This window comes from Paenibacillus pasadenensis DSM 19293, assembly GCF_000422485.1.
Classification (GTDB): Bacteria; Bacillota; Bacilli; order Paenibacillales; family Paenibacillaceae; genus Paenibacillus_O; species Paenibacillus_O pasadenensis.
This window is the reverse complement of the sequence record NZ_AULW01000015.1, coordinates 110,361-134,812: the sequence shown is the minus strand read 5'-3', so window position 1 is coordinate 134,812 and position 24,452 is coordinate 110,361. Positions and strand designations below refer to the sequence as shown.

Annotated in this window: 23 protein-coding genes; 18 read left to right on the top strand and 5 right to left on the bottom strand. The window is 65.6% G+C overall.

The genetic code is table 11. The features are described 5' to 3' along the window. Positions 1 to 161: 161 nt before the first annotated feature. The 8 genes from H582_RS0103125 (at position 162) to mnhG (ending at position 8,330) form a co-directional block, all read left to right on the top strand. Positions 162 to 1,016: an EcsC family protein gene (locus tag H582_RS0103125; RefSeq protein WP_052332915.1), complete on the top strand. Its 855-nt coding sequence runs from the start codon at positions 162 to 164 to the stop codon at positions 1,014 to 1,016. A gap of 4 nt (positions 1,017 to 1,020) precedes the next feature. Further along, complete coding sequence (locus tag H582_RS25775) at positions 1,021 to 2,280, top strand: nitric oxide synthase oxygenase (protein ID WP_084136532.1); 1,260 nt, start codon at positions 1,021 to 1,023, stop codon at positions 2,278 to 2,280. A 232-nt stretch (positions 2,281 to 2,512) separates the two neighbouring features. Continuing rightward, positions 2,513 to 5,365: a hydrogen gas-evolving membrane-bound hydrogenase subunit E gene (mbhE, locus tag H582_RS0103110; RefSeq protein WP_028597334.1), complete on the top strand. Its 2,853-nt coding sequence runs from the start codon at positions 2,513 to 2,515 to the stop codon at positions 5,363 to 5,365. Continuing rightward, entirely contained in the window at positions 5,366 to 5,704 is a 339-nt protein-coding gene (locus H582_RS0103105) for a Na(+)/H(+) antiporter subunit C (RefSeq protein WP_028597333.1), read from the top strand. It begins immediately after the preceding gene. Next, positions 5,697 to 7,187 (top strand): Na+/H+ antiporter subunit D, encoded by a 1,491-nt coding sequence (locus H582_RS0103100; RefSeq protein WP_028597332.1) that lies wholly within the window; start codon positions 5,697 to 5,699, stop codon positions 7,185 to 7,187. Before H582_RS0103105 ends, H582_RS0103100 begins: the two co-directional genes overlap by 8 nt. Positions 7,188 to 7,193: 6 nt before the next feature. Continuing rightward, positions 7,194 to 7,670 (top strand): Na+/H+ antiporter subunit E, encoded by a 477-nt coding sequence (locus H582_RS0103095; RefSeq protein WP_028597331.1) that lies wholly within the window; start codon positions 7,194 to 7,196, stop codon positions 7,668 to 7,670. Continuing rightward, positions 7,670 to 7,945 carry a Na(+)/H(+) antiporter subunit F1 gene (locus tag H582_RS0103090; protein ID WP_028597330.1) on the top strand — a complete coding sequence of 92 codons (276 nt, stop codon included), beginning with the start codon at positions 7,670 to 7,672 and terminating at the stop codon, positions 7,943 to 7,945. The genes H582_RS0103095 and H582_RS0103090 overlap by 1 nt, the downstream gene beginning before the upstream one ends. Further along, positions 7,938 to 8,330: a monovalent cation/H(+) antiporter subunit G gene (mnhG, locus tag H582_RS0103085; protein ID WP_028597329.1), complete on the top strand. Its 393-nt coding sequence runs from the start codon at positions 7,938 to 7,940 to the stop codon at positions 8,328 to 8,330. The genes H582_RS0103090 and mnhG overlap by 8 nt, the downstream gene beginning before the upstream one ends. A 499-nt stretch (positions 8,331 to 8,829) precedes the next feature. On the opposite strand, the gene H582_RS0103075 is transcribed toward mnhG, so the two are convergent. Beyond that, the gene (locus H582_RS0103075; RefSeq protein WP_028597327.1) at positions 8,830 to 10,329 is read right to left on the bottom strand and encodes a phytoene desaturase family protein; all 1,500 of its coding nucleotides are present in this window, start codon (positions 10,327 to 10,329) and stop codon (positions 8,830 to 8,832) included. A gap of 175 nt (positions 10,330 to 10,504) precedes the next feature. On the opposite strand from H582_RS0103075, the gene H582_RS0103070 reads away from it, so the two are divergent. From H582_RS0103070 to H582_RS0103035, 8 genes are all read left to right on the top strand, one after another. Next, the gene (locus H582_RS0103070; protein ID WP_028597326.1) at positions 10,505 to 11,701 is read left to right on the top strand and encodes a glycosyltransferase family 2 protein; all 1,197 of its coding nucleotides are present in this window, start codon (positions 10,505 to 10,507) and stop codon (positions 11,699 to 11,701) included. Further along, positions 11,691 to 12,215 (top strand): glycosyl-4,4'-diaponeurosporenoate acyltransferase CrtO family protein, encoded by a 525-nt coding sequence (locus H582_RS25770; protein ID WP_052332914.1) that lies wholly within the window; start codon positions 11,691 to 11,693, stop codon positions 12,213 to 12,215. The genes H582_RS0103070 and H582_RS25770 overlap by 11 nt, the downstream gene beginning before the upstream one ends. A gap of 24 nt (positions 12,216 to 12,239) precedes the next feature. After that, positions 12,240 to 13,367: a DUF3900 domain-containing protein gene (locus tag H582_RS0103060; RefSeq protein WP_043110845.1), complete on the top strand. Its 1,128-nt coding sequence runs from the start codon at positions 12,240 to 12,242 to the stop codon at positions 13,365 to 13,367. A gap of 74 nt (positions 13,368 to 13,441) precedes the next feature. Continuing rightward, on the top strand, positions 13,442 to 14,233 hold the full coding sequence (locus H582_RS0103055; RefSeq protein ID WP_043110844.1) for an undecaprenyl-diphosphate phosphatase: 792 nt from the start codon (positions 13,442 to 13,444) through the stop codon (positions 14,231 to 14,233). A gap of 129 nt (positions 14,234 to 14,362) precedes the next feature. After that, positions 14,363 to 14,497 (top strand): hypothetical protein, encoded by a 135-nt coding sequence (locus H582_RS33080; protein WP_255309697.1) that lies wholly within the window; start codon positions 14,363 to 14,365, stop codon positions 14,495 to 14,497. Between the two features lie 50 nt (positions 14,498 to 14,547). Further along, on the top strand, positions 14,548 to 15,999 hold the full coding sequence (locus H582_RS25765) for a spore germination protein (RefSeq protein ID WP_240478918.1): 1,452 nt from the start codon (positions 14,548 to 14,550) through the stop codon (positions 15,997 to 15,999). A gap of 19 nt (positions 16,000 to 16,018) precedes the next feature. Then, positions 16,019 to 17,113, top strand: a complete 1,095-nt coding sequence (locus H582_RS0103040; RefSeq protein ID WP_028597323.1) for a GerAB/ArcD/ProY family transporter — start codon at positions 16,019 to 16,021, stop codon at positions 17,111 to 17,113. Beyond that, positions 17,100 to 18,323, top strand: a complete 1,224-nt coding sequence (locus H582_RS0103035) for a Ger(x)C family spore germination protein (protein ID WP_164820142.1) — start codon at positions 17,100 to 17,102, stop codon at positions 18,321 to 18,323. Before H582_RS0103040 ends, H582_RS0103035 begins: the two co-directional genes overlap by 14 nt. 60 nt (positions 18,324 to 18,383) lie before the next feature. On the opposite strand, the gene H582_RS31565 is transcribed toward H582_RS0103035, so the two are convergent. The 3 genes from H582_RS31565 to helD form a co-directional block, all read right to left on the bottom strand. Beyond that, a complete protein-coding gene (locus tag H582_RS31565; RefSeq protein ID WP_153783699.1) occupies positions 18,384 to 18,560 on the bottom strand; it encodes a hypothetical protein in 177 nt (58 codons plus the stop codon). 157 nt (positions 18,561 to 18,717) lie between these two features. Next, complete coding sequence (locus H582_RS0103025; RefSeq protein WP_028597321.1) at positions 18,718 to 20,157, bottom strand: hypothetical protein; 1,440 nt, start codon at positions 20,155 to 20,157, stop codon at positions 18,718 to 18,720. A 62-nt stretch (positions 20,158 to 20,219) separates the two neighbouring features. Further along, positions 20,220 to 22,568, bottom strand: a complete 2,349-nt coding sequence (gene helD, locus H582_RS0103020) for an RNA polymerase recycling motor HelD (RefSeq protein WP_028597320.1) — start codon at positions 22,566 to 22,568, stop codon at positions 20,220 to 20,222. A gap of 359 nt (positions 22,569 to 22,927) precedes the next feature. On the opposite strand from helD, the gene H582_RS0103015 reads away from it, so the two are divergent. Next, the gene (locus H582_RS0103015) at positions 22,928 to 23,380 is read left to right on the top strand and encodes a hypothetical protein (protein ID WP_028597319.1); all 453 of its coding nucleotides are present in this window, start codon (positions 22,928 to 22,930) and stop codon (positions 23,378 to 23,380) included. A 266-nt stretch (positions 23,381 to 23,646) separates the two neighbouring features. Next, entirely contained in the window at positions 23,647 to 23,919 is a 273-nt protein-coding gene (locus tag H582_RS0103010) for a hypothetical protein (RefSeq protein ID WP_028597318.1), read from the top strand. Here the strand turns inward: H582_RS0103010 and H582_RS0103005 are convergent, their stop codons facing one another. Further along, entirely contained in the window at positions 23,920 to 24,366 is a 447-nt protein-coding gene (locus H582_RS0103005; protein WP_307719981.1) for a GNAT family N-acetyltransferase, read from the bottom strand. Between the last annotated feature and the right edge of the window lie 86 nt (positions 24,367 to 24,452).

Genomic DNA, 24,452 nt, shown 5'->3' with positions numbered 1-24,452 from the left:
AAAAGGGACAGAATCGGGCATACAGGGTAATACGCGGTAAAGCCGGCTCGTCCGGAACCGCGCCCGATGCGGCTGCGTATTGCACGGCAGCGCACGGACCGCGCGGCCATGGCGGAACAGCCGGGCCGGCGGCAGGCGATCCCGAAGGAGGAAGACGACGCATGGAGACAGATCGAGACACGAGCGAAGTACAGGAGGAGCGGCCGGCGGGCCGGATGGAGTCGCGAGAGCAGTTGCAGGCGGCGCTGGCGGAAATCGAGCGATGGGAAAAGGATCAGAAGAACCTGATGATCTGGGACCGGATGGCGCGGCTGCCGTTCAAGCTGCTCGACCGGCTGACGCCGAAAATCGTGCACGAGAAGCTCGGCCTGGCGCTCGACGAGCTGGGCGGCTACATCCAGAACGGCGGCAAGTATCTCGTCGCCGGACGGAAGGTGGGGGAGCTGCTGCGGTCCGCGGACCGCAGCCAGGGCGGAAGCGGCGACGGACCTTACCCGCTGGCCGCGATGAATGCGGCAGCGGCCCAGCTCGCCGAGGAACGCACGCGATTCGCGACTGCGCAGGGCGCGACGACCGGCTTCGGCGGCCTCTTCACGCTGGCGATCGACGTGCCTGCGGTGCTCGGCCTGTCGCTCAAGGCGATTCAGGAAATCGCGCTCAGCTACGGCTACGACCCGACGCTCAAGGAGGAGCGCGTCTTCACGGTCAAGGTCATGCAGTTCGCATCCTCGGATATTGTCGGGAAACGTGCTATTCTGGAAGAGATGATGCAGAGCGCCGCGGATGGAGGCAAGGCGGCCGGCGAGGCCGTCTCCCGCATCCAGGGCTGGCGCGAGGTGATCGCCGTCTACCGGGACAACTGGGGCTGGAAGAAGCTGCTCCAGGCCGTGCCGGTCGCCGGACTCGTGTTCGGGGCGTTCATCAATCGCGGCATGCTCCAGAACGTGACGGAATCCGCGATCATGCTCTATCGCAAGCGGCGCATTACCGAAAGGCTGGCAGAAAGCGGGGAATGACAGCATGAACGGCGGCAGCAGCCGAAGGGAGGAGCAGGCGGAAGCCTGGCTCCGCCAGTTCGGCATGGAGAACGGATGGGAAGAGGAGCGCCTGGCGGCGCGGATAGAAGCAGTCCGGGCGGCGATCGGCCGCGGAGAAGCATACGAGCCCTCGGCGGAAGAGCTCGTCTGGGGAGCGCGCGTCGCCTGGCGCAACAACAGCCGCTGCATCGGGCGCCTGTTCTGGCAGACGCTCGACGTGATCGACGCGCGCGGCGTACGGACCGAGGAAGAAGCGGCGGGGGCGCTGCTGCGGCATCTGGAGACGGCCGCGAACGGCGGGCGCATCCGCTCGGTCATGACGGTGTTCCCAAGCGCGGATTCCGGCGCGGACATCCGCGTCTGGAACCACCAGCTGCTTCGCTACGCCGGCTATCCCGCCGCCGGGCCGGGAGAGCAGCGCCGCGGCGATCCGGCATCGGATGCGTTCACGGCGCTTTGCCTGGAGCTCGGCTGGCGGGGGACGGGCGGCGACTTCGACCTGCTGCCGCTCGTCGTCAGCGCGGGCGGAGGCGAGCCGCGCTGGTTCCCGATCCCGGCGCATCTGACGCCGGAGGTGGCGATCGAGCATCCCGAGCATGAGGGCATCGGGCGGCTCGGCCTGCGCTGGTACGCCGTGCCGATCATTTCCGACATGGCGCTGGAGATCGGAGGGACCGTTTATCCGGCCGCTCCGTTCAACGGCTGGTACATGGAGACGGAGATCGGCGCGCGCAACTTCGGGGATCCGGGCCGCTATGACCGGATCGCCGCCGTCGCCGACGCGCTCGGACTCGACCGCAGCAGCAACACGACGCTCTGGAAGGACCGCGCGATCGTAGAGCTCAACATTGCCGTGCTGCATTCGTTCCGCAAGGCAGGCGTCAGCATCGTCGACCATCATACGGCTGCCGACCAGTTCGTCCGCTTCCAGCGGCAGGAGGCGGAGCGCGGCCGCGAGACGAGCGCCCGCTGGTCCTGGCTGATCCCGCCGCTGTCGCCTTCGCTGACGCCGGTCTGGCATGATGCCGGGATGCGCGAGCTGGAGCTGTCGCCGCGCCTGCTGCCGCAGGACAAGCCGGCCCGGCTGGAGCGGCTGGAGCGGCAATGCCGGAGCGGCTTCGGAGCCGCGGCCGCCTCCGGAGCGGCGGGCTGCCCGGCTGGAGCGGCGCATGCCGGCGCTTCCGCGGGAGCGGGCGCGGGCGTCTCCGGGGCCGCCCGCTGTCCGTTCGGGGCGAGCAGCTGAGCGGCCTCGCTCAAAAACGGTTGACACGCTGCGCTGGAATTCGATACAATATTCCTACTGCCTAACTTGTTTATACCGGAAAATACGATACGTTCTATCGGAGGAGCCTGCCACCAGCGGGCTCTTTTTGTCATTTTCCGGGTAAAGGGGGCTATCGGCCTGTTTTTTCGGGCGCATCAGGAAATACTGGAAGGAATGCCAAGCGTCATTCCGAACGTAAGGAGGCTCTATCTTGCCATTGCTTCATGTCCTTTTGCTTCTCCCTTTCCTGCTGGCGGCCGCGCTTCCTTGGCTGAGCCGGCTCGCGCCTAGGCTGCACGCGGGCTGGATCGCCCTCGCCGGCCCGCTTCTGCTGCTCGCGGGCTTCCTTCGGCTGCGGACCGCCGGGGATGGCGCGCCGCTTTCCGCCTCCATGCCGTGGATGCCGAGCCTCGGCGTCAATCTCGAGCTTCGGCTCGACGGCCTGGCGATGCTGTTCGCCTTGCTCATCAGCGGCATCGGAGCGCTTGTCGTGCTCTATTCGATCTTTTACCTGGACCGCCGCCGCGAGGCGGTCGGCCGCTTCTACGCCTGCCTGCTGCTGTTCATGGGAGCGATGCTCGGCGTCGTGCTGTCGGATCATCTGATCGTCCTCTACGGGTTCTGGGAGCTGACGAGCGTCAGCTCGTTCCTGCTCATCGCCTTCTGGCATCGACGGCAGGCTTCGCTGGACGGCGCGCTCAAATCGCTGCTCGTGACCGGCATGGGCGGACTCGCGATGCTGGCCGGCTTCCTGCTGCTCGGCATCGCCGGGGACAGCCTGCGCGTCTCGGAGCTGATCGGCTCGGCGGAGGCGCTCGCCGCCAGCCCGCTGCTCTTGCCGGCGATGGGGCTCATCCTGCTCGGCGTATTCACCAAGTCGGCCCAGTTCCCGTTCCACATCTGGCTGCCGGACGCGATGGAAGCGCCGACGCCGGTCAGCGCCTACCTGCACTCCGCGACGATGGTCAAGGCCGGCCTCTACCTGGCCGCGCGGCTGACGCCGCTGTTCGCCGGCCAGCAGCTCTGGTACGGCTCGCTCACGGCAGTCGGCCTCGCCACGCTCGTCTACGGCAGCTTCCGCGCGATCAAGCAGACCGACCTGAAGGCGCTGCTCGCCTATTCGACGATCAGCCAGCTCGGCCTCGTGACGGCGCTGATCGGGCTCGGCTCGGTCTATCCGGCCGGCTCGGCCTCGCCTTACGCCGCTTACGGAGCGGCCGCAGCCGCGGCCGGGCTGCTGCATCTGCTCAACCATGCGGCGTTCAAGGGCGCGCTGTTCATGACGGCGGGCATCGTCGACCACGAGACCGGCACGCGCGACCTGCGGCGGCTCGGCGGCTTGATCCGGTTCATGCCCGTCACGTTCGCGGTCTCGCTCGCGGCGTCGCTGTCGATGGCCGGCGTGCCGCCGCTGGGCGGCTTCCTCAGCAAGGAGCTGTTTTTCGGCTCGGCGCTGAACGCCTATCGGGCGGGCGAGGGGAGCCTGGCCGCGCTGCTCGTGCCGGCCGTCGCCTGGACGGCCAGCGCGTTCACCTTCGTCTACAGCGGCATCTTCGCCTGGCGCACGTTCGGCGGACCGGCGCGCGAGACGCGGGAGGCCGCCGTCCATGAGCCGTCCTGGGGCTTGCTGGCGCCGCCGCTCGTGCTCGCCGCCGCGGCGCTGCTGCTCGGCCTGGCTCCGGCGCTGGTGGCGCCGGGGCTGCTGCAGCCGGCGCTGCTGTCGATGCATCCCGCAGCGCCGGACGCTTACGGCGAGCTTGCCCTATGGCATGGCGTCACGCCGGAGCTGCTGCTGACGGCCGCCGTATTCGCCGTCGGCGGCCTGCTGCTGTACGCCGCGCCGCGCTGGGCGCCGCTGCACCGGACCATCCGGCTGCCCCTGAGCTGGAACGGCATGTACGAGCGCCTGCTGCGCGGACTCGACGCCGGCTCGGAAAAGCTGACAGCCGCATACATGGACGGAGGGATGCGCCGCAGCGCCGGCTACATCTTCGTCGTGCTGGCCGCGTTCCTGGCCATCGCGGCCGCCTTGGCCGGAGACATTTCGGTCGTCCTGTCCGGCATGGCGCCGGTGACGCTGTTCGAGGGCATCGCCGTGCTCGCGCTGATCGCGGCCACGCTCGCCGTTCCGTTCGCGCAGTCGCGGATGATGGCGATCATCCTGACCGGCACGGTCGGCTATATGGTCGTGCTGTTCTTCGTCCTGTTCCGCGCGCCGGACCTGGCGCTGACGCAGATGATCGTCGAGACGGTATCCGTCACGCTGTTCCTGCTCTGCTTCTATCATCTGCCGGCGCTCAAGCGGGAGCGCGTCGCCCGCCGGACGAAGCTGGCCAGCGGCCTGATCGCCGGCGCGGCCGGCCTCGCCATGACGCTGGTCGCGCTCGGCGCGCTCTCGGACCGGAAGTTCGGCTCGATCTCCGACTTTTATCTCCGCAACAGCTATGAGCTGGCCGGAGGCAAAAATGTCGTGAACGTCATTTTGGTCGACTTCCGCGGCTTCGATACGATGCTCGAAATCGTCGTGCTCGGCATCGCCTCCTACGCGATCTATGCGATCATCCGGCTCAAATGGCCGGGCGAGGCGGAGGAGGAGGGCAGCGGCTTGCGGGAAAGCGAGTTCCGCCTCGTCTACGAGGACGCGCGCAGCAACGACGTCATCCTGCAGACGCTGGCCAAGGTCATCCTGTTCCTCATCCTGACGTTCTCGCTCTACCTGCTGTTCGCCGGACACCATCAGCCGGGCGGCGGCTTCATCGGAGCGCTCATGACCGCCTCGGCGCTCGTGCTCATGAGCATCGCGTTCGGCGTGCGCACGATCCGCAAGGCGCTGCCGGTCGACTTCCGCATCGTCAGCGCCTGCGGCATCTCGCTCGCGCTGCTGACCGGCATCGGCTCGTTCGCCTTCGGCAAGCCGTTCCTGAGCCATGCGTTCGGCTACGCGCAGCTGCCGTTTTTCGGCCAGAACGAGCTGGCGACCGCCGTGCTGTTCGATCTGGGCGTCTACTTCACCGTCGTCGGCATCACGATGACGATCATTCTGGCGATCGGGAGGGACAAATAAATGGAGCTGCTGCTCGCGCTCGCCGTCGGCGCCCTGTTCGGCGTCGGCGTCTACATGATCCTGGCCCGCAGCCTGCTGCGCGTCATCCTCGGCCTGTCGCTGCTGACGCATAGCGTCCATCTGCTGCTGCTGACGATGTCCGGCCTCAAGCGCGGAGCGGCGCCGCTGCTCGGCGAGCATGCCGAGCGCTACGTCGACCCGCTGCCGCAGGCGCTCATCCTGACGTCGATCGTCATCAGCTTCGGCGTCACGTCGCTCTACTTCGTCCTCGCCTACAAGGCGTACAAATCCATCGGCACCGACGATACCGAGCAGCTCAGGAGGGAAGCGAATGACTAATCTTGTCGTGCTGCCGCTGCTGCTGCCGCTGTGCACGGCCGTGCTGCTGCTCTTCTTCAAGGAAAAGGTGATCCTGCAGCGCCTGATCAGCGCCGCCGGCATCGCCGTGACAGCGGCGGCCAGCGCGCTCTTGCTCGCGAGGGCGGGCTCGGACGGCATGCAGACGCTGGCGATGGGCGGCTGGGCCGCGCCGTTCGGCATCGTCTTCGCCGCCGATTTTTTTGCCGCGCTGCTCGTGACCGCCGCCAGCGTCACGACCGGCTTTTGCCTCGCCTATGCGATGGGGACGGTCGGACCGGAGCGGGAAAAGTTCTATTTCTACCCGTTCCTGAATTTCCTGCTCGCCGGGGTGAACGGCTCGTTCCTGACCGGCGACCTGTTCAACCTGTTCGTCTGCTTCGAGGTGATGCTCATCTCCTCGTACGCGCTGCTCGTGCTGGGCGGCACGAAGCGGCAGCTGAAGGCGACGCTCGGCTACATGCTCGTCAATATCGTCTCCTCGACGCTGTTCGTGGCCGGCGTCGCCTACCTGTACGGGATGATCGGCACGCTCAACATGGCGCAGCTGTCGGCCCGCATCGCCGAGGCCGGCTCCGGCGGCATGCTGGACGTCCTGTCGGTGTTCTTCCTGATCGTGTTCTCGCTCAAAGCCGGCCTGTTCCTGTTCTTCTGGCTGCCGGAGGCGTACGAGGCGCCGCCGGCGGCCGTTTCCGCGCTGTTCGCCGCGCTGCTCACCAAGGTCGGGCTGTACGCGCTCATCCGCACGTTCACGCTCATCTTCCCCGCCGGGCACGGATTCGCCGCGCAGGAGTGGATCGCCTGGATGGCCGGAGCGACGATGCTGCTCGGAGCGGCCGGAGCGCTCGCGAGCAAGGACGTCATGCGCATCCTGAACTACAACATCGTCATCAGCGTCGGCTTCCTCGCCTTCGGGCTGGCGGTCTCCGGCGAAAAATCGCTGCAGGGCGCCGTCTTTTACCTGATCCACGACATGGCCGTCAAGGCGCTGCTGTTCCTGCTCGCCGGGATGATGATCCGCGCGGCCGGCAGCGGCCGCCTGGACGAGATGGGGGGACTGATCGGGCGGCTGCCGCTCGTCGGCTGGATGTTCCTCGTCGCCTCGCTCGCTGCGGCCGGCATTCCGCCGCTCAGCGGCTTCGGCGGCAAGCTGCTGCTCGTGCAAGGCGGCTTGGAGGCCGGCTCGCATCTGCTCGCCGGCATCTCGCTGGCGACGAGCCTCGTCGTCCTGTATGCGCTCGTGCGGCTGTTCATGCGTGCTTTCTGGGGAGAAGCGCCGGCGTCGTTGCCGATTCCGGCGGAGGAGGCCCGCGTTTCGAGGGCTCATACCGCTTGCGCCGCGGCGCTCTGCCTGCTCGTCGTGCTCATGGGCCTTGGCTCGGAGTGGATGGTCCAGGCATCCGCGGAGGCGGCGCGCACGCTCGTCTCGCCGTCCGACTATATCGACGCCGTGTGGAAGGAGTGAGCCCGAATGGCTTCCCAGTTTCTCATCAACCTGCTGATCGCGTTCCTCTGGATGTTTCTCTATGACGATCTCAGCTTTACCCGCTTCGCGGCCGGCTTCGGGCTCGGGCTCTTGTTCATCGGCCTGCTCAACCGCTTCCTCAAGCGGGACTTCTACCTGCGCAAGGTGAAGGCCGTGCTCGTCCTGCTCCTCATCTTCATCCGCGAGCTGTTCCTGTCCAGCTTCACGGTCATCTATCAGATCCTGAAGCCGAAGCTGACGATCCGGCCCGGCATCGTGGCGATGGAGACGCGGCTCAAGAGCGACGGGGAGCTGACGCTGCTCGCCTGCCTCATCTGCCTCACGCCCGGCACGCTGACGCTCGACGTGGCGGACGACCATCGGACGCTGTACATCCACGCGATGGATATCGGCGACGCCGAGCAGCTGCGTCAGCAGATCCGCTCGACGTTCGAGCGGGCGATCATGGAGGTGACGCGCTGATGGTCGATCTGCTGCTGCAAGCGTCGCTTGTCCTGCTCATGCTTTCGATCGCGGGCTGCATGTACCGGCTGCTCAAAGGCCCTTCCGTATCCGACCGGATCGCCGCGCTCGATACGATCGGCATCCTGCTGCTGTCGATGATCGCCGTATTTGGCATGCTGCAGGGAACGACCGTCTACTTCGACATCATCCTCGTCATCGGCATCGTCAGCTTCATCGGCACGACCGCCTTCGCGCGCTATATCGAGAGAGGGGCGGTGATGGAGGATGAATGAGGCGCTCGCGATCGGCTCGGCCGTCATCGTCCTGTTCGGCTCCGTGCTCAGCCTGTTCAGCGCCTTCGGCCTGATCCGGCTGCCGGACGTCTACCTGCGCTCCCATGCGGCGACCAAAAGCGCTACGCTCGGCGTGCTGTTCATCCTGACCGGCGCTTTCCTTTATTACACGTTCGTCCACGACGTCGTCAGCGTCAAGCTGCTGCTCGGCATCGTCTTCGTCTTCCTGACCGGCCCGGTGGCCGGGCATCTCAATGCCCGCGCCGCTTACCGGACCGGCGTCCGCCTGTGGGAGCGGAGCACGCGCGACGATCTCAAGGAGGCGCTGCAGCAGGAACGGGCGCAGGCCAAGAAGCAAGCGGAAATACGGGATAAGCTGCGCTGAGCCGCTGCCCGCCGATCCGGAATTTCTCCTGGAAAATGGAAAAAAGAGAAGAAACCACTGTCCTTTCCAGAATATTGTGGTAAAATATGCCTATTCATGCAGAAAGCCTGAAGGTCTTATTTCTTTTCGGAATGGAGAAGCTGAATCGGCATGCTGGCCTTGTGCGGACGCGTTGGAATCTTATTGCTGCTGTATGTGCTGTTTTTTCTAGGGCCGTTCGGAATTTATTCGCTCGGCATGGCTCTATTCCTCGGCTTCGCCCGGCTGTCGCTGTCGCTGCTCGAAGAGCGGCCGCGATGGACGCTTCCGTATCGCCGCCGCAAAAGCCGGCGGAAGTCCGAGGCCGGCCGTCGCGAGACGGGCAAGCCGACTTCTTCGTTCAGGCGCTGAGTGGACGGACGTCAAAAAAAGGGCTTTCGCCGCGACCGTGGATCGGTCCGGCGAAAGCCCTTTTTCAAGCGGAATCGGTCACCCTCGGCACGCTCTAGCGTCGGCTGGACTACATCGCCTCGGAGGCGGACAGATCCTCGCGGATCAGGTCCGCCGTCAGCTGGCCGCTCAGCGTCACCATCGGCACGCCGCCGCCGGGATGCGTGGAGCCGCCGACGAAGTAGAGGCCGCCGAGCAGCGGGCTGCGGCTCGGAATCTTGAAGCCGCCGTTCAGCTTGCGGTCGGTGACGACGCCGTAGATGGAGCCGCCGTTCGCTCCGTACAGCTGCTGCAGATCGTCCGGAATGAACTGCTCCTCGTACTCGATATGCCCGCGGAGCCCGTCGGCGCCCATCCGCTCGAGCTTGTCCAGCACGAGCTCGCGGTAGCGGGAGCGATGGGCTTCCCAGCTCTCGCCCTCGCGCAGCGGCGGCACATGCGTCAGCACGAACCAGTTCTCGCAGCCTTCCGGCGCCTGCGACGGGTCGGTCTTGGACGAGATGCCGACGTAGACGGTCGGGTCGTCAGTCGGAATCTTGCCGACGAACATGTCGTGGAACTCGCGCTCCGGATCGCGGGAGAAAAAGAAGTTGTGATGCTTGAACGCCTCGTAGCTGCGGTTCACGCCGAGCAGCAGCACATGCCCGGATACGGCCGGCTCATACTTGGCGAGCTTCTCCGCCTGGCGATCGGCGCCCGGCACGTCCCGCAGCAGCGAGCGATGGGCCGGGATCGCCTCCAGGTTGCAGACGACGGCATCGGCGCGCAGCTCCTCGCCGCTCGCCAGACGCACGCCGACGGCCCGGCCGCCGGCTTCGAGGATGTCCGCCGCCTCGGCTCCCGTGCGCACCTGGGCGCCGAGCTCCTCGAGCAGCCGCAGCTCGGCGCGGGCGATCTCGTACATCCCGCCTTCGACGAAGTAGATGCCGAGCCCCATCTGCACGTACGTCAGCTGCGAGAGCACGGCCGGCGCGGCGTACGGGGAGGAGCCGACATACATCGTGAAGAAATTGAAGATCTGGCGCAGCTGCGGATGCTTCAGATGCTGGGCGGTCAGCTGCGCGGTCGTCTTCATCGGATCCATCGCGAGCAGCTCCTTGAGCGTATGCTGCTGGCGCAGGTCCGGCAGGCCGGACAGCGAGCGGCTGTAAAAGCTTTTCAGGCTCAGATCGTACTGCTTGCGGCTGTAGTCCAAATAGCCGAGGAAGCGCTCGCGGTCGTCCGGCGACAGCTCTCCGATCGCCTCCAGCATCTGCGGCAGGTCGCCGACGAGATCGAGCGTCGCGCCGTCCTCGTACAGGCCGCGCCACTGCGGCTCGACGCGCTTCAGCTGGACATAGTCATGCAGGTCGCGGCCGGCGGAGCGGAACAGCTGCTCCAGCGTCCAGGGCATCGTCAGAATCGACGGACCGGTGTCGAACCGGTAGCCTTTGCCGGAACGGATGTTCAGCTTGCCTCCGGCGCGCTCGTTCTTTTCGAGCACGGTGACCTGGTGGCCGTCCGCGCTCAGGCGGATCGCAGCCGACAGGCCGGCCAGGCCGCCTCCGACGACGATGATCGTTTTTTTCAACTCTAGCTCCTCCTCTAGTCCATGCGGTTTTGACGGGCGATGGATCGTCCATACTAGCTTAGGACCGGGCAAATCTCCCGATTTCCTCTTTTACCCATTGTGGGCGCTTTTCGCTCCGCGAATACGCGGCGGGGGGCAAAAAATCAAGCATCGTACGAAACGGGGAGGGACTGGCATGGATGCAGGATGGTGGCTGACCTTCGGGCTGCTGGCGCTTGGCAGGCTGCTGCTGGCCGAGCGGCGGCTGACGGCGTCAAAGCTCGGGAGCGAGCTCGAGCCGGCGGGGGCAAATGAATCTTTCCGCGAGGCTGGCTCGTCTGCGGACAAGGAGGCAGCGCAGGCCGGGCGCTGGAGCGTCGTCATTCCGGCGCGCGACGAGGCTCGCAATCTCGAGGCGCTGCTGCCGCTGCTGCTCGGCCAGACGGTTCAAGCGGACATCGTCGTCGTCGACGACGGCTCGACGGACGGAACCGCCGCCGCCGCGGCCAAGCATGCGGGCGTGCGCGTCGTTCCGGCCGGCAGCCTGCCTGCAGGCTGGCGGGGCAAAAACTGGGCGTGCAGCCGGGGCGCAGCCGCCTCCGCAAGCGGCCGGATCGTCTTTTTGGACGCGGACGCCCGTCCGGGGCCGGACTTTCTCGAGGCGCTGTCCGCCGCCTGCCCGGCCGGCACCGTCGTCACCGTGCAGCCCTGGCATCGCGCGGACAGCCTCCGCGAGCAGCTGTCGGCGATGCTGAATGCCGCCGTCATCGCCGGCTCGGGACGGTTCGCCGCCTGGCGGCGCGTCGGCGGCCCCCGGCCGGGCTCGTTCGGGCCTTGCCTCGCCTGCTGGCGCGACGATTACGAGGCGGCAGGCGGCCACGAGGCGGTCAAGGGGGAGATTCTCGACCACGACCGCCTGGCCGCCCGCTTCGCCGCCTGCGGCAGGCGGAGCTTGGCGCTGCTGGGCGGAGAGCGGCTGGCCTTCCGCATGTATGCGGGCGGCTGGAGCGAGATGACGGCGGGCTGGAGCAAAAGCATCGCGCTCGGAGCCGGCGGCACGCCGGCGGCGGCGCTGCTGCTCATGATCGGCTGGGTCAGCGGGCTGGCCGGCGCCGCCGCGGCATGGCTCGAGCAGCTGCTCGCGGCAGCGGCGGCGCTCGCGCAGGGCGGCCTTCCAGCCGCCGGGGCGCTGTCCGCCGCCGCGCTGCTCTACGCGCTCGCCGTCCTCAGCGCGCGGCGGGCCTGGAAGCACGCGGGCTCTTTCGGCTGGCTGGCCGCGCTGCTGTACCCGCTGCCGCTGCTCTATTTTTTCGCCGTGTTCGCGCTGTCCTTCTATCGCGCCTTCGTTCGCCGCCGCGTGAGCTGGAAAGGGAGGGATCTCGATGTCGCATGAGCTCGGCCCGGCGGCCGTCATCCTGCTTGATGCCGCCGTCTGGCTGCTCCTGCATGGAGCAGCCGTCGCCGCCGCGATCCGCATCCCCTGGGAGCGCTTCGCCGCCGACGGGCCGGTGACCCGCCTGCGCGGCTTCGAGGCCGGCGGCCGCTGGTACGAGCGGCGGCTGCTCGTCCAGCGCTGGAAGGACCGACTGCCGGATGGAGGCGGGTGGGTGAAGGCGGGCTTTCCGAAGCGGCGCCTGCGCTCAGGCAGCCGCGAGTATCTCGAGCGCTTCGCGGCGGAGACGCGTCGGGGAGAGCTGACCCACTGGGCGATGCTGCTGCCGCTGCCGCTTTTTGCGTTGTGGAATAACGCGATCGGCATGATTATCATGACGATATATGCGCTTATCGCGAATATTCCCTGCATTCTCGTCCAGCGCTACAATCGCGCCCGCCTGCTGAAAGTCATGTCGCGGCCAAGCCGAGTATGCTATTCTAGGAAAGTGATATCCGGCCATCTGGAAGAATAGGGTAGAGGGAGCTGTCTTGCGGGAATGGAATTTGACGTGCAGTACATAAGCTTTTTTGTCATCCAGACGGATGGGGAAGGAACGGATTCCGGCAAGCGGTTCCGTCACTTCCAGACGATGGACGGCGAGGATTACGAGGACAGCCCGCTCAAGGATTTCCTGAGCGGCGAGTTCGCGCGCATCGTGAAGCGCAAGGCAGAGCGGCATCCGCCCTCCGAGTCCGTTCCGACCAAGATCGGACGGTTCCGGGTCGAGCCCGGCTATGAGCTGGACAGCAATCCCGACTACAACTTGCTGCAGCGGCTTCGCACGGCCGATACGGCGGAGCGGTTCCACGGCATCGCGGACGAGCTGGTGCGGATCTACATGGACACCTCGGCGGTGCGGGGCGGAGCGCTCATCGCCGTGCAGGCGACGCTGAGCAAGCTGTTCGACACGCCGTTCCTGTTCGTGCTCAAGTGCGACTTCGAGTCCAAGATCGCCCGCATCGCCGACGAGCGCAGCCTCGTCGCGAACGTCGAGATGGCGATCAGCGCGCGCACGATCAAGTCGATCCAGTACCCGCACATGCCGGAGGAGGGCATGCTCGAGCCGTGGGAGGTCAAGATCCACCAGGCGTCGCATGCCCGCTACTTCGAGGACTTCCTCAAGTTCGTCAGCTACGAGCGTCCGCTGCCGGAGGTGATGGGCGAGCAGGTGCTGGACATGGTGCAGCAGTACATGGAGGACAAGTGGCGCGACGACGCGAGCCCGCTTCGCAAGGAAGAGGAGGAGGCCGTCGAGATCTGGGCCGCCTCCGAGAAGCGGGAGCTGCTCGAGCGCTGGACGCCGGAGCAGGTGTACGAGGCTTCCGCCCTGCTCGTCGAGCAGAAGGAGGATCTCGGGCTCAGCTTCAAGCTCGGCGGCGTGCAGGTCAAAGGCCTGCTCACCGACTTCGGCCGCTCGCTTCATTTCGCTCGCCACAACGGCAAATACGTCGCTGTCATCGAGGGCGACGCGTTCCAGTTCGAGCGGGGACTGTCGCCGGTCGAGCTGCTGCATCCGCCGGAGCTCGCGCAGGTGATGGAGGTCATCGGGACGTCCGAGCCGGAGGCCGAGGCGGCCGCCGCTTCGGATCTCGCGCCGGAGGATGACGGGGACGTGCCGTGGTAAGGCGTCCTTCCGACGTCTATTTCTCAAGGAACCGATAAAGTCGAAATCAGCATGCAGGGACAGGAGTGGAGCGAGTGGATTACATCAAGGCGGTCGTCCTCGGCATCATCGAGGGCTTGACGGAATTTTTGCCGGTCTCGTCGACCGGCCATATGATTTTGGCAGGCGATCTGATGAACTTTACGGGCGACAAGGCCGGCACGTTCGAGGTCGTCGTGCAGCTTGGCGCCGTGCTGGCCGTATTTGTCCTTTATTTCAAGCGGTTCATCAGCTTCCTGAAGTTCGACTTCTCCAAGGGCTCGGGCCTCAACGCGCTGCATATCGTGCTCGGCATGATTCCGGCCGGCGTCCTGGGCGTCGTGCTGCACGGCTTCATCAAGGAGCATCTGTTCGGACCGACGACGGTGCTGCTCGCGCTGATCGCGGGCGGCCTGCTCATGATCGCCGCCGAGCAATATCAGAAGCGGCATGTGCCGTCGGCGGAGACGGTCGACGACATCACCTACAAGCAGGCGTTCGGCATCGGCGTCTTCCAGATCCTCGCGCTCTGGTCCGGCTTCTCGCGCTCGGGCTCGACGATTTCCGGCGGCATCTTCATGGGCACGAGCCAAAAGGCGGCGGCCGACTTCACGTTCATCCTGTCGGTGCCGATGATGTTCGGCGCGACGGGAGTCGACCTGTACAAGAGCCGCGACCTGCTCGTCCGGGAAGATTACGGCTTGCTGCTCGTCGGCCTCGTCGTATCGTTCATCGTCGGGCTGATCGCCGTCGTCACCTTCATCAACCTGATCAAAAAGCTCAAGCTCAGCTGGTTCGCGTACTACCGCTTCGTCTTGGCGGCCTTATTCTTCCTTTTTGTAATGTAGACTCAACATCCAGCGCTTACGGGTACAAGCCGGCGTCCATGCGGACGCCGGCTTTTTCATGTCTTGGGATAAGCTGGATGGAGCCCGCGCACATTAAGGCAGAGCAAACCGTCAAAGGAGAGTGTGCGAATGGAGGAGCTGTTGAAGCGGCTGCTGACCCCCTCGATGTGGGGATTCGCCGTCACGGCCGCCGTCGTGCCCTGGGCGCTGTCCGCGCTCGCCCGGAAGCTGGAGCCGGCGAGGAAGAAGGATTGGAAGCGGTGAGCGGGAGCGGCGTGGGGCGGGCGGAGAAAGCTTGGGATGGGGACGGCATCGTGGGCGAGCTCCGAGAGGAGCTGCTCGATCGGCTGGAGACCCGCGCCGACATGGCGCGGCGCGAGATCAGCTTCGGGCGGACGGCTCGCGCGCTGATGCTTTATATACCGGGCATGGTCCAGGAGAGCAAGCTGGAGGCGATCCGGACGGAGATGGCCGCGTTCCCTGCGCCGGAACATCCGGAGGACGGAGAAGCGGCTGCGGAGCGGCTCAAGCTGCGACTGCAGGCCTCGGGAGCCGAGCGCTGGACGGGAGGGCTGGAGGAGCTGCTGAAGGAGGTCCAAGAAGGGAGCACGGCGCTGCTCGCGGAAGGATTGCCCGACGCGCTGCTGGTCGATACCCGGCATATCGAGGCGCGGAGCTTGGAAGAGCCGATCTCCGAGGCGGTGCTGCGCGGACCGCGGATCGGCTTTTGCGAGTCGCTCGAGAAAAATGCCGCGCTGCTCCGTTCGTACGGCTCCGTGCCCGATCTGGCGATGGAGCGCCTCGAAGTCGGCAGCGCCGTGCGCAAGCCGCTGCTCATCGTCTACATGCGGGACGTAGTCCAGGCCGGCCTGATCGAAGAGATGAAGCTGCGGATCCGCGGCTTGGAGGGGGACGACTTTCCGGAGTCCGGGTATATCGAGCAGATGATCGAGGACAACTCCTACAGCCCGTTCCAGCAGCTGCAAAATACCGAGCGGCCGGACCGGGTGATGTCGGGCCTGCTGGAGGGGAGGGCGGCGATCCTGCTGGAGGGGACGCCGTTCGCCCTGATCGCGCCGTTCACGCTGCCGATGATCATCCAGTCGCCGGAGGATTATTACGAGCGCTGGCTGCCCGGCTCGCTGATCCGCATGCTGCGCTTCTTCTCCGCCCTGATCGCGATGTTCACCCCCGCTCTTTATATCGCCTTCACCTCGTTCCATCCGGGACTCATCCCGACCAAGCTGGCCCTGACCGTGGTCGGAGCCCGGCAGGGCGTGCCGTTCCCTTCGCTGATCGAAGCGCTGATCATGGAGGTGTCGCTGGAAATTCTGCGCGAGGCGGGGCTGCGACTGCCCAAGCCGATCGGACCGGCGATGGGCATCGTCGGGGGCCTCATCATCGGGGAGGCCGCCGTTCAAGCGGGCATCATCAGTCCGATCCTGGTCATCGTCGTGGCGATTACGGCCATCTCGTCGTTCGTGATTCCCGTCTACAGCGCCGGCATCTCCATCCGGATGCTGCGCTTCGGAGCGATGTTCAGCGCCGCCGTTTACGGCTTGTACGGAGTCGTGCTGTTCTTCCTGCTGCTGCTGTCCCATCTGTCCCGCCTCAAGAGCTTCGGCACGCCGTTCCTGCGTCCGCTCGGATCGTACCGCGCCCACGACTTCAAGGACATGCTCGTCCGCTTCCCGCTGCCTGCCATGCTGGAGCGGCGGCGGTTCCTGGCGGCGGACCGGCGCGACCCGGCCAAGCCGTCGGAATAAAAAAGAGAGGAGACGGCCTATGAACGCCGACAAGCTGACGAACACGCAGATCTCCATCCTCATCGTCAATTACATGCTGGCTACGGCCATACTCGTGCTCCCCCGCATGCTGGTGGACAAGGCGGGCACGCCGGACGTATGGCTCAGCCTCATGCTCGCGGGCGTCATTTCCGCCGCCGGGGGCTGGCTCGCCAGCCGGCTCAGCCTGAGCTTTCCCGGAGAGACCATTTTCCAATACGGCCGCAAGCTGATCGGCAAAGGGCTCGGAGCCGCTTTCGGAACGAGCCTCGTGCTTTATTTCCTCGTCATCTGCGGTCTGGAGGCGAGATCGCTGGAGGAAATCACGACGAAATACTTGCTGGAAGGAACGCCTTCCTGGGCCGTCACGCTGCCTTTCCTCTGGCTGGGGGCTTATCTCGTCCTCGGAGGCATCCAAGCGATCGTCCAGGCGAGCGACCTCATCTTTCCGCTGACCGGATTCATCCTGCTCGTCGTGCTGCTGCTCAGCCTGCGCGTCGTCGAGTTCAGCCATCTGCTCCCCGTGCTCGGCCAGGGCCTGCCGCCGGTGCTGCGGTCGATGAAGACAGCCGCATTCGCCTACAGCGGTCCGGAGCTCATGCTGCTGCTCGTCGCCTACATGAAGCGGCCCCGCTCGGCCGGCAAGGCGTATGCCGCGGCCATCGCCATCTGCATGGCGTTCTACGTCGTCACGACGGTCATCGTCATCGGAGCGTTCTCCATCGACGGAGTTACGCTGCGGACATGGCCGACGATCGATCTGATCCGCAGCTTCGAAATTCCGGGCCTGATCTTCGAGCGGTACGAATCGCTCATTCTGGCGATTTGGATCATGAAGTTCTTCTCGACCTTCGTGCTCGCGCTGTTCGCCTCGTCCCTCGGCATCTCGCAGCTGTTCCGCGTTCCGTTCCGCACGGCTGTTTTCGCGCAGCTTCCGTTCATCTATATCGTCCAGGAGCTCCCGAAGACGATCGAGGATGTCTTCCGCGTCTGGGACTATCTTTCGATGGCCGGAGCCGCGCTGTCCGTCGGCGTTCCGGCTCTGCTGCTCGTTCTGCAGCGATGGAAGAAGGGAGCCGCCCATGGCCGCGTCTAGCTTTCCACGGCGCATGCTGGCGGCGAGCCAGATCGCGCTGCTGCTGCTGACGGGCGGCTGCTGGAGCAACAAGGAGATCGAGACGCAGAGCCTGGAGATCGCCGTGGCGGTGGACGTGCCCGAGCCGGCGGCAAGCGAGAGGGAGCTCCAGCGCAAAAGCCCCGGCGTCGACCGCACGGACCGCATCACGTCGACGTACCAGCTCATCCTCCCGAGCCTGATCGGCGATATCGGCGGATCGACCAGCGACGAGACATCGTCCAGCCCGTTCAAAAACATGACGCAGACGGGCGACTCGCTGCTGGAGAACGTCAGGCAGCTGTCGCTGCGCACGAATGCGGCCCCGCTGGGCCATCATCTCAAGGTGATCGTCATCGGAGACCGCCTGGCAAGAAAGCATGACCTGATGACCTTCCTCGACTTCTTCTTCCGCGACAACGACATTCGGCTCAGTCCGCTCGTCCTGATCTGCAAAGGCAAGGCTTCCGATACGCTGGAGCCTTTGTACAAAGGCGATATTCCCGGATTCCAGATTCCCGAGACGGTGCGCAACCAATATCGCAACAACAAGATCCTCGAGCCGATCCGCATGTACAATCTGATGAGCCGGCTCCATGCCAAGACGAGCTTTCTGCTCCAAAATGTCGTCAAGACGAAGGAGGAGCTGGTCTACTCGGGCGCGGCGGTCATCCAGGGGACGAGCGGCAGGCTGATCGGCTTCCTTACGGAAAAGGACATGGAAACGGTGTTCTGGATCAAAGGCGGCGGACGCAAGGGAGGCTTGCTCAAGCTGGACGATCCGGAGCTGGGCGCTCCGCTGGATATGGAGATCAATTCTGTCCGCAGCCGGATCGTGCCTTCGATGGCCGACGGGCGATTCGCCTTCCGGATCGAGCTGGAGGCGGAAGGCGATCTGATGGAATCGTGGAGCTACAAGGATGCGGGCAGAGGCGGCGTGTCGGAAGCGTTTTATGCGGAGGTCGAAAAGAAGCTGGAACGGAAGCTGAAGGGCAATGCCGATCTTCTCATCCAAAAGCTGCAGAAGACGTACGGCGCCGATGCGATCGGACTGTACGAGTCGGTGCGGGTGCGGATGCCGAAGACGTGGAGCCGCATCCATGCCGACTGGGACCGCCATTTCGCGGAGGCGGACATCACCGTATCGGTCAGTATCGCCTTGAAAGGCCATGGCGCGACCGAGCTCACTTGAGGCAAAAAAAGCATCCGTTCCCGAAGGAACGGATGCTTTTTGACGTCCGTTGCCGGTGCTTCAGATCTTGGACGATCCGCTGCGGTCAGCCGGCTGCGCGGCCGGGCGCTGCACGGAGCCTTGGCGGCTCGAGGCGAAGTTCCGAACCGTCGAGATCAGCTTGTCCCGCGCGCTTTTGTTGCGCATGAGATACGTCACGCCTGCGCCGATCACCGTTCCGAGCACTTTTTTGTTCATCGTCGGGTCCTCCCTTGTCGTGTTCGTTCTGATTCCTTCTTACCCGTTTGGCCGCCGGAGAAACTTTAGCGGTGAACCGATTCCGCTCGCCAAAAAGACGAAGCAGCCGGGCGGCCGCTTCGTCTTTTTGGCTTTCGTATGGGGCTTTTGCATCGGCTCAAAGCAGAAATACGGCTACGACCGTCGTCACGACGAGTCCGATCGCGACCGGCTTCAGGTTGCGCCGGGCCAGCTCGAACGGGCTGACGCCGCAGATCGCCGCCGCCGGAATGAGCGCCCACGGGATGAGCGTGCCTCCGCCGACCCAGATGGCCGCGATCTGGCCGAGCGCCGTCAGCACGTCGGTGCCGTGGCCGAGCGCCGTGCCGAACAGGCTGGCGACCGAGCCGGCGAGCGAGATGCCGGAGAACCCGGAGCCGTCGAGTCCGGTGATGGCTCCGACGGCAGTGAGCGTGCCCGCCGCGAAGGCGCCGCTGACGGGCACCGAATGGGCCAGCAGCGCGCCCAGATCGTTGACGATGCCGTGCGAGCCGGCCGGAAGGGCGGACTCGCCGAACAAGGCCGGCAGCGCCGAGTCGCCGAGGTAGAAGAAGGCGGCGATCGGGATGACGGGGCCGAACACTTTGAAGCCGAACGTGAAGCCGTCCACCAGATAGGTCGTCGACTTCTCGAGGCCGCGTCCGCGATGGGCGAGCAGCGACAGGACGGCGACGATGAGGGCGGCAGTCCCGCCGATGAGCGCGGTGGCGTCTCCGCCTTGCAGGTTGAGCCGGAACAGGAGATAGACGTCGAGCGCGAACAGCAGCGGGATCGCGACCGCGGCCGCGCGCTTCGCGCCGAGCGGGAGCGGCATCGCCCTGTCGCCGTCGCCGCCGGAGCGGCCGCTCGCGCCGTCCTCCGCCGCTCCGAACAGCGTGCCGGACGACGGCTGCACGAGGCCGTCGCGCCAGGCGCCGGTCTTCATGTCGCGCCGCATGAACCAAAAGGCGGCGACCGTCGTCGTGAGGCCCATGACGATGACGAGCGGCACGCTCGCCGCCATCACTTGGGCGACGCCGATGCCGGCCGCGTCTGCGGTCAGCTTGGGGGCGCCCTGGATCACATAATCGCCGGAGAGGGCGATGCCGTGGCCGAACAGGTTCATCGCCATCGCCGCGCCGAGCGCCGGCAGGCCGACGCGGATCGCCACCGGCAGCAGCACGGCGCCGATCAGGGCGACGGCCGGAGACGGCCAGAAAAAGAAGCTGACCGTCATCATGATCAGGCCGATGCCCCAATACGCCATCGCCGGCGACCGCAGCAGGCGCGCGAACGGGGAGACCATGATTTCGTTGATGCCGGTGGCGACGAGCAGCCGGCTCATCGCCACGATGATCGAGATGATGAGGATCGTGCCCGACAGCTCCTTGATCGCGTAGATCAAGCTGTTGAACAGGCCGCCGACGGCGCCGCTCGCCGAGCCGGAGGCGAGCCAGCCGATCGCGCCGATGCCGAGCAGGCAGGCGATCGTCGTATCGCGGCGGAGGCTGAGCAGGACGATGATGGCGCCGACAAAAGCGAGGTAAAGCCAGTGGATGGAACCGGCGGTGACGTCCATAGGATCGGTCCTTTCACGGATAGGCTACAGCATCCTATGCCGGACCGGGACGTGACGTTCGCTTAGGAACGGGCGGGATTCGCCTCGCGATAAGAGCCGGGAGCGGCGTCGGCGAAAAACGGCGACGGCTCGCCCGGAGCATACATGCGCAGCACATGCATGGCGCGCGTGCAGGCGGTGTAGAACAGCTTGCGCAGGCGCTCCTCGCCATAGGCGTCCGCGCTGGCGTCGTAGAGCAGCACGGCGTCGAACTCGACGCCTTTGGCGAGATAGGCGGGGATGACGAGCAGGCCGGTCTCGAACTTGACCGTATCCTTCGTCACGAGCTTCAGCTTCTCGAGGCCGGGCATCCGCCGCAAGCGCTCCCAAGCGGTCCGCGATTCCGCTTCGGTCCGGCAGATGACCGCCGCCGTCGCCGCGGACGCCTCCAGCTCCAGCAGATCGGCGCCGAGCAGCCGGTCGCGCTCCTCGGGGCCGCCGGCGCGGACGAGCACGGGCAGCTCGCCCGGCCGGTCGAACGGCTCGATGCCGCTGCCGTCCGGCAGCAGCGAGCGGGTGAACTCGACGATCGGCCGGGTCGAGCGGTAGCTGCGGCGCAGCACGATCGTCTTCGTCTGCTCGGGGCCGTACAGCCGCTGCAGCCACGCGCTTGCCGCCAGCTCCGTGGAGTGGGCGAAGATCGCCTGGTTGAAGTCGCCGAGCGCCGTAATTTTCGCCATCGGGAACAGCCGCTTGAGGAAGTGGAACTGGAACGCCGAAAAATCCTGCGCCTCGTCGACGATGACGTAGCGGATCGCCGTGTTCATGCGGAAGCCCTGCACCAGCTCCGTCAAATACAGGAGCGGGGCGGCGTCCTCGTGCAGCAGGCGGCCTTCCTCCAGCGCCGAGAGCGTGCGGGAGCCGATCTCGCTCCAGCGCTCCTCCTCCGCGTCTGCGGCATGCTCGCCGCGGAACAGATCCTTATACAGGCCGGCGGCATCGACCCAGGCGAGGCTTTCCGCGAGGCGGCGCAGCGGACGGAACGTCCGGCGAGCGACCTCGGCCCGCAGCAGCCGCTCCTCGAGCACGCTCTCGTCCTCGTCCGCTCCGGCCCGCCGCTGGCGGCTCAGCGACTTGTGGATCTTTCGATACTGCTCGTTGTCGAGATACTCGATCTCTTCCCGCACCCAGTCGGCGTCGCGCTCCTCCGTCTCCAGCCGCTCCAGCTCCTCGAGCAGCCATTCCTTGAGCAGCTCGATCCGGTTGGGCAGGCGGATCGAGGCGTCCATGCCATAGAAGCGCTCCTCCAGCTGGCCGCGGGCGATGACGACCCGTCCGCGCAGGCGGAAGCCCTTGAAGCGCATGCCGGAGCGGAGCAGGCCGCTCGCGAACGCTTCGATCCGCTCCAGGAAGCGCACGGAGCTCTTGCTGCGGATGGCCGCGGCGCGCAGCCGGATCTCCTCGTCCGCCTCCGGCCCGGCCAGCACCGCTTCGAGCTGCTCGGCGGCGTCCTCCAGCCGCCAGCGCTTGCCGAGGCGCAGCTCGAGGTAGTCCTGGAACGTCGTCTGCTTGATGTTCTCCTCGCCGAGCTCCGGCAGGACGGACGAGATGTAGCTGCTGAACATCGGGTTGGGGGAAAAGAGCACCATCTGCTCGGCGGAGATGCGGGAGCGATGCTTGTAGAGCAGGTAGGCGACGCGCTGCAGCGCCGCCGACGTCTTGCCGCTGCCTGCCGCTCCCTGCACGATCAGAAGCCGCTCGCGGTCGTTGCGGATGATCGCGTTCTGATCCTGCTGGATCGTGCCGACGATCGCCTGCATCTGCGAGCTGGACGTGCGGCTCAGCACGTCCTGCAGCAGCTCGTCGCCGATCGTCATGCCCGTGTCGAACATCGAGCGGATGCGGCCCTCGCGGATGGAGAACTGGCGCTTGAGCGTCATCTCCCCGGTGATCTCTCCGCCCGGCGTCTCGTAACGGACCGCGCCGGGTCCGTAATCGTAGTAGAGGCTCGCGATCGGCGTCCTCCAGTCATAGACGAGGAACGTCTCTCCGTCATCCGCAAGGAAGGAAGCGACGCCGACGTAGACCGGCTCCGGCGTTCCGTCCGTCCCGTCCTCGACGAGGTCGATGCGGCCGAAATACGGCGCGGGGAGCAGACGGCGCATCTTTTGCAGCCCGCTGCGCAGCGCGCGATGGCTGCGCTCCCGCTCGGACAGCACCTCCGCTTGCTGCTTCATGCTGACCGCCGTCTCGATCCGGTCGTCGCTCTCGGCGAGGTTGACGGTGACATCGTCCCAGAACTCCGAGCGGATGCCGACGACTTGCGACTTCAGCTCCGAGACGAGCGGCTCGTCCCTTGCGATCCGCGCCTTCAGCTGGCTGCGGACGTCGTCGACCCGAGCCTGTTCCTTGTTCCATTGCTCTGCATCCATCGAGAGACACATCCTTTCCTTGGAATCGGCACGCCTCCGTTCTGAAAAGCAAGCTTGACAGGGAGGGTGGTTTCGATGTAATATAAGATAGAAATCTAATGTCCATTTTTATGTGGATGTTTTTGCGTGACTTAATTACTATACTACGGGAAGCGATCCCGTTTCAATCCTGCCCGCTCTGCGGTCAGGATTTTTTTGGCTGGCCTCCTAACAAAGCTTGTTCCCTGTCCGCCGCGGATTTCCTTCCTCGGAAACGGCGGCTCCGCAGGAATAATTCCGGTGTCGGCCCGATAGGATGGATCATCTTGCGCGCCTCTTCTTTAGCTGCGGCTGCGCCGGCGCGGGATGGAGGGAGCGCGATGATCCGATTCAACGCCGTCTGGGTCGCCGGACCGGGCATGCTCGACCGTTACATCCGCGAATGCACGCTGTCCGAGCGGCAGCGCGATCCGCTGTTTCCGCGCATGCGGCTGCTGCTGCGCAAGGTGCCGATTCCGTTCGAGGCGTTCGGCCAGCTGACGTTGAGCGAAAAGGAGCTTGAGTTCGAGGCGCTGCGCCCGACGTTCTCGAGCGTGGCGGTGTTCCAGTTCTACGGGCTCAATCGCTCGCTGACGTTCCGCTTCCGCTACTCGGAGCTGTACGTGTCGCCGCTGCCGCCGCTGCGGGATCAGCCGCTGCCGACCTGGGGGGACTGGGTCCGGCTGACGAGCCGCAGCTCCAGCGTCGAATACGTGCTCGCGGCTTCCAGCACGGGAGCGCGCCTCTATCCTTGGCTGGCCAGCCGGATCGCGCCCTTGCCGGGATCGCGCTGACGCGATTCAGTCGCTGCCTGCTCGTCCAGGCAGCGGATAACGTACCCTAAGCGGGCTTCGCCGTTGGCGAAAAGATTCCCTAGTCGGGCTTCGCCGCTGGCGAAAAGGCCCCCTAGTCGGGCTTCGCCGTTGGCGAAAAGGCCCCCTAGTCGGGCTTCGCCGTTGGCGAAAAGGCCCCCCTAAGCGGGCTTCGCCATTGGCGAAGCTTTTTCCTTTGCCCGGAATCGAGTATGATAGGTCTATTCGAGCTTGGGAGGAAAATAGGCATGGAATGGAAGCTGATTCACGCGGAAATGACCCGCACGGACGAAGACGGATTCGTCGGCAAGGTGCAGTTCGAGGTGCCGGGCCACAAAAAGCCGTATGAGATCGCTCTGCAGAGCAAGAAGGGCAAGGACTGGGCGTACGGCCTGTTCTTCCTGAACGAGGCCGGTCCCGAGGAAGAGATCGAGCAAGTGGAGGAGGAGCTGGAGGAGGACGACGAGCTGTATGAAGCGCTCATCGAGGCCGCCCGCTCCACCTATGCCGCCGAGGGCTGATCAGCTCCAGCGGCGAGACATGCGCACATGGGGAATGCCCGCATCGAGGAAAATGTCCGGCGAGACCGGCTCGTAGCCGAGCTTGGCGTAAAAGCCCTCCGCCTGGCACTGCGCGTCGAGCACCGCTCCGGCATAACCTCGCTCGCGAGCGGCATCCTCCATCGCCCGCACGAGCGCGGCTCCCGTGCCGCGGCCGCGCCGGCCGGCGAGCACGGCGATGCGCTGCAGCTTGGCCATGCCGTCGTCGAACGGCTTGACTCTTCCGGTGCCGACCGCGGCTCCTTCCTCGTCGAGGAGCAGCAGATGCAGGCAGCTGTCCGGCGAGGCGTCGTAGAGGTCCCACTCTTCTTCGGGAGAGACGCCTTGCTCGACGACGAATACTTCCTTGCGGATGGCGAGGCACTGGGCCAGCTGATCCGGCGTGTTCACTACGATGGCTTGCAGCAAGATCGATCCTTCCTTTCTGATAAGACGCTGGTGTAAGAAGCTGGTGGACTGGCATCGACTCGTATTCTAGCAATGATCGCAGGCGT